We start from the raw sequence: 12,389 nt of genomic DNA, 5'->3' as shown, positions 1-12,389 counted from the left end.
GTTGCTCGCCCGAGCACTTTTTACGCCGCTTGAGGCCATTGGAAAGCAATCTTGCTCATAAAGGGCACACGGTTTGCTGGGTTATCCCAACTCGCCTACAATCCAGTGCTCCACTGCTGAACGCCTCACACTCCCACAATCCACATAGAAAGGAAGCTCGCATCATGGAACATACGCTCCCGCCGCTGCCGTTCGACAAGAACGCGCTCGCTCCGCACATGTCGGAAGAAACGCTCGAGTATCACTATGGCAAGCACCACCAGACCTATGTGACGAACCTGAACAAGCTGATCCCCGGCACCGAGTTCGAAAACCTGTCGCTGGAAGAAATCGTGAAGAAGTCGTCGGGCGGCGTCTTCAACAACTCGGCGCAAGTCTGGAATCACACGTTCTTCTGGAACAGCCTGTCGCCGAACGGCGGCGGCGCACCGGCCGGCGCGCTGGCTGACGCGATCAACGCCAAGTACGGTTCCTACGACAAGTTCAAGGAAGAATTCGCCAAGGTCGCGACCGGCACGTTCGGTTCGGGCTGGACGTGGCTCGTGAAGAAGACGGACGGCACCGTCGATATCGTCTCGACGAGCAATGCCGCCACGCCGCTGACGACGGACGCGAAGGCGCTCCTGACCATCGACGTGTGGGAGCATGCTTATTACATCGACTATCGCAATGCGCGTCCGAAGTTCATCGAGGCTTACTGGAATATCGTGAACTGGGATTTTGCATCGAAGAACTTCGGTGCCTGATTCGCTGATTCAGCAAAATGAAAGCCCTCGCAAGAGGGCTTTTTTCGTTGGTATGCGTTGAATCCGGTTAATATCGCGCGGTTTTCGGGAACGTCGAAGTCTCGCTCAGTCTAACGAAATCCTGGTCGCCGAATCGGCTTCCGATTTCCATGTTGGCTATGCCACCAAAAGACGCGAGAAGCAATGACGACACGCTATCACCAACTCGATTCGCTGCGCGGTATTGCCGCTGTGACGGTCGTATTCAGCCATTATTCGCAGATCACGCCGACACGGTGGATGCAGCACGTTCCCTGGCGCATATTCACGGAAGGACATTCCGCCGTCATTCTGTTTTTTGCGCTGAGTGGTTTTGCCCTGGCCATGCAAATCACGGGCGACAGCAAGCCGGGTTTCGCCGAATTCGTGGTCAAGCGCGTCTGCCGGATTTACATTCCCTATCTGATCGCGGTGCTGGCGGCCTACGCCGCGTATTGCATCTTTTATCGGTCGAACCTGTCATGGACCGGAGAATGGGTCAATCAGGCATGGCACGCAGGAATGACTCGGCAAGATCTGCTGAATCACCTTTATTTTCTGATTCCATTCAGCAATAGCACGCTGGACCCGGTGCTTTGGTCGCTGGTCTACGAGATGCGAATTTCGCTGATTTTCCCGATTCTCGTCGTCGTGGTTTTTGCCATGCCGCCGTGGTTTTCCATCGCGCTGAGCGGCGGTCTTTCGCTGGCGGCGTTTGGCTATTATCACCATTTGCAAAAGCCGCTCATGGACGCGAGCATTCAGGGCGAATGGATGCCGACCCTCCATTACATCTCGATGTTCGTCCTCGGCGCGCTCATCGCCCGATATCGCGTGGTGATTACGGCCAAGCTCGCCACGTTCGCGCCAAGGTCGCTTGTCGGAGCGCTGATGATTTGCCTCGCGCTGTATGGCCTCGTCGGCGCGATGAATCACCATGTCGTATCCAACGACGTCGTGCGCAGTTTTGCCGACGACTGGTTCGTTCTTCCCGCCGTGGCCGGCATTCTGATTCTGGCGATTTCACTCAAGCCGTTCGCTGCCATTTTGACTGCGCGGCCATTAATTTTTCTAGGCCAGATTTCCTTCAGCCTGTATCTCCTGCACTGCATCGTTTTGCTAGGCGTCCTGCATTATTTCGGCGAGACGTATCGCGGCATGTCGCTGGTGATTGCGGCCATGCTGATTCTGCCGGTCAGCATCGCGGGATATTACGCGGTCGAAAAGCCGTCGATTCGACTCGGCCGATCTCTGACGCGGACCAAACAACGCAGCAGGGCGGCGATGGGCGCGCGACCATAAGCGTCGCTGCGCGGATCGGGATGCGCGCCTAAAATGCCGATTTGCCCGATCGCATCACCGTCATGAAACGCTTCGCCGTCCTCTGCCTCACGGCGTGGTCGGCGGCCGCATTGCTCTATTTCGGCCGCCATTCCGCTTCGCTCATCGTGCTGTCCGGCGTGCTCGCGCTCGCCGGCTTCGACCTGCTGCGCCCGGACTCGGGCGAAGGCGCGTAGCACTATCGCTGCCGGGCGCCTTCCCAGTTGATGTCGACGCACAGCACCTGCAAGCCGTAAGGCGTCTGCGCGGCGATCGATGCCGTCACGCACAGGTGCGCCTCGTTGATCGACAGATACGGCGCCGTCAGATGCATGCGTCCCGGCGCGCGCAGCGCCTCGATGAAGTACGGCCGGCGCTCCCAGCTCGCGCCCTCCGAATGCAGCAGCGGGCTGAAGCGCTTCGCGCGCTGCGACGTGCGCACGATCGGCACCACGTTGTCGCCGATCTGCCGTCCGGCCTGATCGAGCAGAAAGCAGCGCGCGGTGTCGGCGAGTTGCAGCAGTTCGCTCGTCGCGGTGACGAGCGTTTCCCCTTCCATCAGCTTGACTGCGGCGCGCTCGAGCCCGCTCACATACGGTTGGAGACGCGTGACTTGCGCACGCTCGCGCGCCGCGACGCGTTCGCGCGATGCCGCCGACAACGCATCCATCACGCCCGCGGCGACTTCGCTGTGCACCGATTCGACGCTCGGCTGCGCGAAGTACGCGCCCTGCACGAAATCGACGTTGCATTCCAGCGCGATGAGCGCATCGCGTTCGGTCGCGAGACCGCCCATCAGGACGAGCTGGCCGGATTCGTGGAGCAGCGACACGAGACGCGGCAACACACGTTCGATATGCGAATGCTCGGTCGCCTGCTGAAGGATGCAGCGGTCGAGCGTCACGATATCAGGCCGCAGATGCCACACGCGATCAATGTTCGAATGCTTCACGCCGAAGCCGTCCAGCGCAATCAGAAAGCCCGACTTGCGCAGCGAATCGACGATCTCGGCGAAGCGCGTCGTCTCGCCGCCCGCCTGCTCGGGCACTTCGAGCACGACGCGCTGCGGCGGCAGCCCGATGTCCTTCAGCGACGCGAGGAGCGCATCGCCGTAGCTCGTATCCATGAGCGCGGCGGGATGCAGGCTCAGGAAGAGCCATTCGTCGTGACTGTCGAACGCGTTGAAGTTGCCCAGATGCAGCGATTCCGCGAGCCGGCCGAGTTCGAGCAGATCGCCACGCCGCGCGGCCTGCGTGAACACCTCATGCGACGGAATGTGACGATGCGCATCGTCGCGCGCACGCAAGGACGCGTGATAGCCGATCGCGCGCCGGTGCGAAACCGAAAACACCGGCTGGAACACGCTGAAAACGGTGTACTCGCCGTACAGCACGGTGCGACGCGATCCATCGTCGCCGGCAACGGGGCGCGGCGGCTGGAAGCGGGGAGGGTCGAGATCAACCATGCTCATGGTGTCGGGCGCAGGGGAGTGACTTTATTGAGATAGTTTACCGGATGGCACCCAGCCGTTCGAGCAAAAAGCGTGCAAATTCAATATCCAAGCGGGCTTCGGCGCATTGGAGGGCGGCCGGGTGCGGCTATTCGTGTGCGGATTGGAGATCGCATGCCGCAGACGCGGGAGCGCACGCCGTGCAAACGTGCGTGCGGGCACCGACGCGGTGCGTAACCGCGCGATCACGCCACGCGCGGCGTCAGTTCGATTCGGACGGATCGGGCTTTCTGTGCACCGCGCGCACTTCCGGCGCGAGCTGGCCGAAGATCCACGCCGTCGCCGCCGTGATGATGCCGACGCAAAGAAACGTCGCGTGGAACGCCGGCAGCGAGTTCGTCTCGGTGACGTGCGGCAGAAGCCCCGTGAACGTCGACAGAATCGCGCCCGCGACGGTCACGCCGAGGCTCATCGACAGCATCTGCACGAGCGAGAACAGGCTGTTGCCGCTGCTCGCGCCGCCGGTGCCGAGATCTTTGAGCGTGAGCGTGTTCATCGCGGTGAACTGCATCGAATTGACGGCGCCGAAGACGGCGAGCTGCGCGAGCCGCAGCCAGAGCGGCTGATGCGCGCTCGCCAGCCCGAAGCTCGCCATCAGCAAGCCGACGAGCACCGTGTTCACGACCAGCACGCGCCGATACCCATGCTTTTCGATGAGACGCGTGACGACGCGCTTGGACGCCATGCCCGCCGCCGCGACGGGCAGCATCATCATGCCGGCCTGAAACGGCGTGTAGCCGAGACTCACTTGCAGCAAGAGCGGAATCAGATAAGGCATCGCACCGCTGCCGATGCGCGCGAAGAGATTGCCGAGCAGGCCGACGCTGAACGTGTGGATCTTGAAGAGATCGAGCGAGAAGATCGGCTGCGCGACGCGTGTCGCGTGCAGACCGTAGGCGACGAAGCAGCCGAAGGAGAGCACGAGCAGCACGATCACGATGGCGTGCGCGAGGCCGAGATCGGCGAGGCCGTCGAGGGAAATCGTGAGGGCGACCATGCCGACGGCAAGCAGCAGATAGCCGGCGAGATCGAAGCGCGCGGTCGCGGGATTGCGGCTATCGGGCATGTACAGATTCGTCGCGATGCAGCCGATCACGCCGACCGGCACGTTGATCAGAAAGATCCAGTGCCACGAAGCGATCTGCACGAGCCAGCCGCCGAGCGTCGGGCCGATGAGCGGGCCGATCAGCCCTGGAATCGCGACGAACGCGAGCGCCGACAGGTAGCGTTCGGCGGGAAAGACGCGCAGCACGGCGAGACGTCCGACGGGCAGCAGCATCGCGCCGCCGATGCCCTGCACGACGCGATACGCGACGAGCGCCGTCAGCGACTGCGCGTTCGCGCAGAGCAGCGAACCGATGGTGAACACGAGGATCGCGCTGAAGAACACGCGTTTCGTGCCGAGCTTGTCGGCGAGCCATCCGGAGACGGGGATCATCATGGCCATCGTGAGCGAGTAGGCGATCACGACGCCCTGCATGCGCAGCGGCGCTTCGCCCAGGCTTCGCGCCATCGCGGGGAGCGCGGTGTTGACGATCGTCGAATCGAGCGTCTGCATGAAGAAGCCCGTGGCGACGAGCCACAGCATGATGGAGAGCGATCGGTCGGACGTCTGGGCTGGGGCGGTGTCGGTCATTGGGCGGAGGTTACTTTCGCAGCTCGGCGACGAAGTCGTAGTAGTCGTTGCGGCAGTAGGTGTCGGTGAGTTCGATCGCGCGTTGATCGGCGGTATAGCCGACGCGCGTGATGAGCAGAAGCGCATCGTGCGGCGCGATGCCCATCTGCGCGGCGATCTCGGGGCTTGCGTTCACTGCGCGGAAATGCTGAAGCGCGCGCACGATGGACAGCCCGCGCGTGTCGAGATAGCTGTAGAGCGAATCGCCGATGCTCTGCGGATCGGGGATGCACGACGCGGGGAAGGTGGAATTCTCGACGGCCATGACGATGTCATCGGCGAGACGCAGGCGTTTGAGGCGCGTGACGGTGGCGGCGGGCGAGAGGCCGAGCTGGATGACCTCCTCGCGATTGGCCGGTTCGATGGTGCGCGAGAGCCACGTGGAGCTGGGCTTGAAGCCGCGGCGCCGGAGCATCTCGGAGAAGCTTGAAAGACGCGAGAGCGGATCTTCGTAGCGCGGCGTGATGAAGCTGCCCGCGCCCTGTTCGCGGCGGATGAGCCCTTGCTCGACGAGCAGCGCGATCGCCTTGCGCGACGTGATCCGCGACACGCCGAGCGCCTCCGACAACACGCGCTCGGAGGGCAGCGCTTCGCCGGCGTTCCAGCGATTGTCGTGGATGGCGTTGGCGAGCTTGCGGGCGAGTTGCAGATAAAGCGGTGTGTCGCTGTCCGGGTCCGGACGCAAGTCGCGCCAACGGTCTTCCGAGGTCGAGTTCATAAAGCGGACGCTGATGGGCCAAGCGGCGATTTTAAGACATGCGAGGGGCGTTCGTTCGGCGCGCGGCCTGTGCCGGGCCTGTTTTTTGGATGATCGGCATGTCCGGCGCCGTGCATGAAGACAGGGCCTTGTGGTCCTGACGCTATTTCATCGAACACACGAGCAGGGCATCGCCCACGCGTGTCATCGTGAGGCGTTCGTCAGGACATACAGCGCGATGGCGAGCAGCGAGCCGATGGCGATCGGTAGATATTCGTCGCGGATCTGCTTGAGTGAAGCCGCGTTTCCGAAGCTCGCCGCGCCCACGAAAGCGCCGAGCAGTGCTCCACGCTCGGTCAGTTTGCCAAGCTGTTGATTTTTCAATGTTTCGATGTCCGAAAGTCGTCCGATTCGCACGGCGACGGGGGTGTCTGATACCGAAAGCCTCAAGCCGTAGCCGGCCCGCCGACCCCGCGCCCGCCGCGCATATAGAGCGCGACCGACAACGCCACCGCCGCGGCAGCCGCCAGCGCGGCGAACAGAAACACCGACCCATACCCCAGCTCGCCCGCGATATACCCCGCAAGCGGCCCGGTCAAACCGAGCGACAAATCGAGAAACACCGAATACGCGGAAAGCGCCGCGCCGCGGCTGGCCGGCGGCACGAGCCCGACCGCCTCGACGCCAAGCGCCGGAAACACCAGCGCGAATCCGAAGCCCGTCAGCGCCGCGCCAGCAAGCGCAAAAGTCGGCTCGGCGGCGAGCCACAGCATCAGCAAGCCCGCGCATTCGAACGCGAACGACACGATCGCCACACGGAAACCGCCATACGCCTTGATCGTATTGGCGAACAGCAACCGCGCGCCGATGAACATCGTGCCGAACACGGTGAGCGAAAGCGCGGCGTTCGGCCAGTTGTGCGCGGCGTAGTAGAGCGTGATGAAGGTCGCGATGGAGCCGAATCCCACCGATCCGAGCGCGAGTCCCAGTCCATGCGGCAGCACGCGGAAGAACACGCTCCGATACGACATGCGCTCGCCATGCACGATGGGCACGCTTGCCATGCGCGTCGCGAGCCAGTAGCCGAAGCCGCCGAGCGCGATCACGATCAGTCCGAGCGATGCGAAGCCGATCGAATGATCGATCGCCACGCCGAGCGGCGCGCCGATCGCCAGCGCGCCATACGTGGCGATGCCGTTCCACGAAATCACCTTCGCGTTGTTGGTCACGCCGACGCGCCCGATGCCCCACGTGATCGACCCCGTACCGACCCAGCTTTCGCCGAAACCGAGCACGAGCCGCGCGATCACCAGCAGCACGAGACTCACGACATGCCATTGCGCGGCGAGCGCCGATGCGAACAGCAGCACGCCGCTCGCCGCGCACGCCGCGAGACCGTACAACACCGTTTTCTTGGGACCGAGCGTGTCGGCGGTGCGGCCCGCGAGCGGCCGCGACATCAGGGTCGCGAGATACTGGACGCTGATCGCCGCGCCCGCCATCACCGAGCCGTAGCCGAGATCCGTGTGCACGAAACCCGGCAGCACCGCCAGCGGAATGCCGATCGTCAGGTAACAGAGAAACGTGTACAGCACGACGGGCAGAATCCGCAGCGTGACTGCGAAATCGCCTTGCGGCCTGGTGCGGGACTCGGTGGACATAGGGAAATTGCGGGGTTGAATTCGGCGCGAAGGCGTGATTGTCCCATATGTTGCGGTGCAGCGTCGCGCTCGTTTTGTAACCAGCTAGGACAAAAGACCGATCCGAACGATCGGAAGGTATCGCCGGGAGCCTTGCTGGATAAGGCTTGCAGCACATATCGGACGAAGAATATGTCGTTCATGCCATGCCAACTATGGGTTATGGATTTTGGTGGTGATAGCTTTTGAACCATCGAAGCGACAGGACTAAGCTGAAAACGTCCCCCGAAGTCGCGAATGCCACCGGCTGTGCATCCCGCGCAACCAGCAGAACAGCATCGAAGAGCCCCGAGACATCCATGACCCAGCCCATCCGCTTCTATCACCGTAATGCGATCCAGGAAGTGAGCGGCGCGTCGACGACGCGCACCGTCCTGCAATACCTGCGCGAAGACGCGCGCTGCACCGGCACCAAGGAAGGCTGCGCGGAAGGCGACTGCGGCGCGTGCACGGTCGTCATCGGCGAGCCGGACGGCGCGGGCGGCGTCGCGTTCAAGGCCGTGAACGCGTGCGTGCAGTTCCTGCCGACGCTCGACGGCCGCGCGCTCTTCACCGTCGAGGATCTGCGCCAGCCGGACGGCACGCTGCATCCGGTGCAGCAGGCGCTCGTCGACTGTCACGGCTCGCAGTGCGGCTTCTGCACGCCGGGCTTTGCGATGTCGATGTTCGCGCTCTATGAAAAGCACGGTCATGCGACGACCGGCTGCGCGGGCGCGTGCGACAAGACGAAGCCGTCGCGTCAGGAAATCAGCGACGCGCTGACGGGCAATCTGTGCCGCTGCACGGGTTATCGGCCGATCATCGATGCCGCCGAGCAGATGTTCGACCACGCGCCGCTCGCGCCCGTCAACGTGCCGGCGCTCGCGCGCACGCTCGACAGCCTGAAGCGCGACGACACCTTCCACTACGAGCACGCCGGCCGCCAGTTCGACGCGCCACGCACCACCGAGGCGCTCGCCGCGATCAAGGACAAGAATCCGAATGTGCGGATTCTCGCGGGCAGCACGGACGTCGGTTTGTGGGTGACGAAGCAGTTGCGCGATCTGGGCGATATCGTCTATGTCGGGCAGATCGAGTCGTTCAAACATGTCGAGACGACGGATGAATGGATCGAAATCGGCGCGGGCGTGTCGGTCGAGCGCGCGTACGACGAGCTCGTGAAGATCTATCCGGAGCTCGAGGAAACGCGTCTGCGTTTCGCGTCGCTGCCGATCCGCAATGCGGGCACGCTCGGCGGCAACGTCGCGAACGGCTCGCCGATCGGCGATTCGATGCCCGGTCTCATCGCGTTGAATGCGCGCGTCGTGCTGCAAAGCGTCGACGGCTTGCGCGAGATGGCGCTCGAAGATTTGTACATCGCGTATCAGAAGAAGGACATGCGCGAGAACGAGTTCGTCGCCGCGATCCGCGTGCCGACGCGCACCGGCAAGCGCGCCAATATGCAATTCCGCGCGTACAAGCTCAGCAAGCGCTTCGACTCCGATATTTCCGCCGTGTACGCCGCGTTCAGTTTCATCGCCGATGGCGACACGATCCGCGAGCCGCGCCTCGCCTACGGCGGCATGGCGGCGACGCCGAAACGCGCCGCCAGCGCCGAAGCCATTCTCAACGATGCGCAATGGCACGAAGCCACCGCGCAGGCCGCGATGATCGCGCTCTCCAAGGACTACCAGCCGCTCACCGACATGCGCGCGAGCAGCGACTACCGCCTCGACACTGCAAAGAGCCTGCTGTATCGCTTCTGGCTGGAGACGCGTCCGCACGATCCGCTGGACAAGTCGAAGCTGGATGTGCGCGCAATCGAACTCGTCGAAGCGAAGTAAGCGGTAAGGAGAAAAGAACATGAATCAGCAAGCAGAAGCATTCATCGCCGACGCCCAGTCGCTCGCGAACGAAATCGATGCATTCAAGCAGGTCCACGTCTCGCGTCCGCACGAGTCGGCGCATCTGCACGTGAGCGGCCGCGCGAGCTATACCGACGACATTCCGCTCGTCGCCGGCACGCTACATGCCGCGCTCGGCACGAGCCCGAAGGCGCACGCGAAGATCGTGTCGATGAACTTCGACGCCGTGCGCGCGACGCCGGGCGTGGTCGCGGTGTTCACCGCCGACGATATTCCCGGCGTGAACGACTGCGGTCCGATCATCCACGACGATCCCGTGCTCGCGCAGGGCATCGTGCAGTTCGTCGGCCAGCCGATGTTCATCGTCGTCGCGACGTCGCACGATACGGCGCGTCTGGCGGCGCGTCGCGCGACCATCGAATTCGAAGACCTCGTGCCGGTGCTCACGCCCGAAGACGCGCGCAAGGCCGAGTCGTACGTGCTCAATCCGCTGAAGCTTTCGCGCGGCGATGCGCCTGGCCGCATGGCGAAAGCGTCGCATCACGAGCGCGGCGCGATGAAGCTCGGCGGCCAGGAACAGTTCTATCTCGAAGGCCAGATCGCTTACGCCGTGCCGAAGGACGACGACGGCATGCACGTCTACTGCTCGACGCAGCACCCGACGGAAATGCAGCATCTCGTCGCGCACGTGCTGAACGTGCATTCGCATAACGTGCTGGTGGAATGCCGTCGCATGGGCGGCGGATTCGGCGGCAAGGAATCGCAGTCGGGCATTTTCGCGTGCTGCGCGGCGCTCGCCGCATGGAAGCTGCTGTGCCCCGTGAAGCTGCGTCCGGACCGCGACGACGACATGATGATCACCGGCAAGCGCCACGACTTCATCTACGACTTCGAAGTCGGTTACGACGACGACGGCAAGATCGAAGGCGTGTCCGTCGACATGACCTCGCGCTGCGGCTTCTCCGCCGACTTGTCCGGTCCGGTGATGACGCGCGCCGTGTGCCACTTCGACAACGCGTACTGGCTCTCGGACGTGAAGATCGAAGGCTATTGCGGCAAGACGAACACGCAGTCGAACACCGCGTTTCGCGGCTTCGGCGGGCCGCAGGGCGCGTTCGCGATCGAATACATACTGGATAACGTCGCGCGCTCGGTCGGCAAGGATTCGCTCGACGTGCGCCGCGCGAATCTCTACGGCAAGACGGAGAACAACACGACGCCCTATGGCCAGACGGTCGAGGACAACGTCATCCAGGAACTGATCGCCGAACTGGAAGAGACGAGCGAGTATCGCAAGCGTCGCGCGGCCATCAACGAATTCAACGCGAACAACGAAATCCTGAAGAAGGGTCTTGCGCTCACGCCGGTGAAGTTCGGCATCGCGTTCAACGTGACGCACTTCAACCAGGCGGGCGCGCTGGTTCACATCTACACCGACGGCTCGATGCTCGTGAATCACGGCGGCACCGAAATGGGCCAGGGCCTGAACACGAAGGTCGCGCAGGTCGTGGCGCATGAGCTCGGCGTGAAGTTCGAGCGCGTGCGCGTGACGGCGACCGATACGAGCAAGGTCGCGAATACATCGGCGACGGCGGCATCGACGGGAACGGACCTGAACGGCAAGGCCGCGCAGGACGCCGCGCGCCAGTTGCGCGAGCGGCTCGCGAAGTTCGCGGCGGAGAAGTTCGGCGGCGGCACGGTCACGCCGGCGCAAGTGCGCTTTGCGAACGATTGCGTGATCGTCGGCGACGATGCGATTCCGTTCGGCGAAGTCGTCCAGAAGGCGTATCTCGCGCGCGTGCAGTTGTGGTCCGACGGTTTCTACGCGACGCCCAAGCTCTACTGGGATCAGGCGACGATGCAGGGCCGCCCGTTCTACTACTACTCGTACGGCGCGGCGGTGTCGGAAGTGGTCATCGACACGCTGACGGGCGAAATGCGCGTGCTGCGCGCGGATGCGTTGCATGACGTGGGCGCGTCGCTGAACCCGGCGCTCGACAAAGGCCAGGTCGAAGGCGCGTTCGTGCAGGGCATGGGCTGGCTCACGACGGAAGAACTCTGGTGGAACGACAAGGGCAAGCTGATGACGCACGCGCCGTCGACCTACAAGATTCCGACGACCAACGACATGCCCGCCGATTTCCGCGTCGATCTCTTCAAGAATCGCAATGTGGAAGACAGCATCCATCGTTCGAAGGCAGTCGGCGAGCCGCCGTTGCTGCTGCCGTTCTCGGTGTTCTTCGCGATCCGCGATGCGGTTTCGGCGGTCGGCGATCACAAGATCAATCCGCCGCTGAATGCGCCCGCGACGGCCGAAGAAATCCTGAAAGCGGTGAACGCCGTGAGGAGCGCACGCTCATGATGCACGTCGTCCTGTTTGGCGCGGGGCATGTGGGCCATGCGCTCGTGAAGGTGCTCGGCACGCTGCCGTGCGTCGTCCAATGGGTCGATGCACGCGACGAACTTTTCCCCGGCGAAGTCCCGGCGAACGTGCAGATCGAAGCCACCGATCTGCCCGATGCGATCGTCGATGAAGCACCGGCGGGCGCGTATTTCATTGTGATGACGCACGATCATTCGCTCGACTTCTCGCTCACGCAACGCATCATGCGGCGCGATGACTTCGCTTACTTCGGGCTGATCGGCTCGAAGACCAAGCGCGTGAAGTTCGAGCGGCGGCTGATGGAGCGGGGCGTGGCGGCGGACCGGCTGCCGGAGATCACGTGTCCGATCGGCGTGGAAGGCATCGTCGATAAGGCGCCGTGGTCGATCGGGCTGGCGGTCGCGGCGCAGTTGCTGAGGGTGCGGGAGATGACGGCGCGGCTGGGTGGGCCGGCGTTGAAAGCGGCGGGACTCGCCGCCTGAGCACCGGCGACGCT

The 12,389-nt window shown here is 63.4% G+C and carries 11 protein-coding genes; 6 read left to right on the top strand and 5 right to left on the bottom strand.

Annotation, left to right across the window (positions count from 1 at the left end; genetic code table 11):
* The first annotated feature begins 164 nt into the window (after window positions 1-164).
* The 3 genes from sodB (at window position 165) to AWB76_RS41690 (ending at window position 2,281) form a co-directional block, all read left to right on the top strand.
* Window positions 165-746: a superoxide dismutase [Fe] gene (sodB, locus tag AWB76_RS24835; protein ID WP_061162787.1), complete on the top strand. Its 582-nt coding sequence runs from the start codon at window positions 165-167 to the stop codon at window positions 744-746.
* Between the two features lie 183 nt (window positions 747-929).
* Window positions 930-2,066, top strand: coding sequence for an acyltransferase family protein (locus tag AWB76_RS24830; RefSeq protein WP_061162786.1), 1,137 nt, complete (start codon window positions 930-932; stop codon window positions 2,064-2,066).
* A 62-nt stretch (window positions 2,067-2,128) separates the two neighbouring features.
* Complete coding sequence (locus tag AWB76_RS41690) at window positions 2,129-2,281, top strand: hypothetical protein (RefSeq protein WP_167357784.1); 153 nt, start codon at window positions 2,129-2,131, stop codon at window positions 2,279-2,281.
* 2 nt (window positions 2,282-2,283) lie between these two features.
* Here the strand turns inward: AWB76_RS41690 and AWB76_RS24825 are convergent, their stop codons facing one another.
* The 5 genes from AWB76_RS24825 to AWB76_RS24805 form a co-directional block, all read right to left on the bottom strand.
* Entirely contained in the window at window positions 2,284-3,555 is a 1,272-nt protein-coding gene (locus AWB76_RS24825) for an EAL domain-containing protein (RefSeq protein ID WP_061162785.1), read from the bottom strand.
* A gap of 241 nt (window positions 3,556-3,796) precedes the next feature.
* On the bottom strand, window positions 3,797-5,230 hold the full coding sequence (mdtD, locus tag AWB76_RS24820) for a multidrug transporter subunit MdtD (RefSeq protein ID WP_061162784.1): 1,434 nt from the start codon (window positions 5,228-5,230) through the stop codon (window positions 3,797-3,799).
* Window positions 5,231-5,240: 10 nt separating this feature from the next.
* A complete protein-coding gene (locus tag AWB76_RS24815) occupies window positions 5,241-5,987 on the bottom strand; it encodes a GntR family transcriptional regulator (RefSeq protein WP_061162783.1) in 747 nt (248 codons plus the stop codon).
* Between the two features lie 183 nt (window positions 5,988-6,170).
* Entirely contained in the window at window positions 6,171-6,416 is a 246-nt protein-coding gene (locus AWB76_RS24810) for a hypothetical protein (protein ID WP_157696206.1), read from the bottom strand.
* Window positions 6,413-7,627 (bottom strand): MFS transporter, encoded by a 1,215-nt coding sequence (locus tag AWB76_RS24805; protein WP_061162781.1) that lies wholly within the window; start codon window positions 7,625-7,627, stop codon window positions 6,413-6,415. The genes AWB76_RS24810 and AWB76_RS24805 overlap by 4 nt, the downstream gene beginning before the upstream one ends.
* A gap of 338 nt (window positions 7,628-7,965) precedes the next feature.
* Here AWB76_RS24805 and xdhA point away from each other — a divergent pair, with 338 nt between their 5' ends.
* The 3 genes from xdhA to xdhC are packed head-to-tail and all read left to right on the top strand — an operon-like array spanning window position 7,966 to window position 12,375.
* Window positions 7,966-9,489, top strand: coding sequence for a xanthine dehydrogenase small subunit (gene xdhA, locus AWB76_RS24800; protein ID WP_061162780.1), 1,524 nt, complete (start codon window positions 7,966-7,968; stop codon window positions 9,487-9,489).
* A 19-nt stretch (window positions 9,490-9,508) separates the two neighbouring features.
* Entirely contained in the window at window positions 9,509-11,872 is a 2,364-nt protein-coding gene (xdhB, locus tag AWB76_RS24795) for a xanthine dehydrogenase molybdopterin binding subunit (RefSeq protein ID WP_061162779.1), read from the top strand.
* Complete coding sequence (xdhC, locus tag AWB76_RS24790; protein ID WP_061162778.1) at window positions 11,869-12,375, top strand: xanthine dehydrogenase accessory protein XdhC; 507 nt, start codon at window positions 11,869-11,871, stop codon at window positions 12,373-12,375. Before xdhB ends, xdhC begins: the two co-directional genes overlap by 4 nt.
* Window positions 12,376-12,389: the final 14 nt, after the last annotated feature.

Origin of the sequence: Caballeronia temeraria (genome assembly GCF_001544795.2) — a bacterium.
Classification (GTDB): Bacteria; Pseudomonadota; Gammaproteobacteria; order Burkholderiales; family Burkholderiaceae; genus Caballeronia; species Caballeronia temeraria.
The sequence above is the reverse complement of the archived record's forward strand: the minus strand, read 5'-3'. Positions and strand labels throughout refer to the sequence as shown.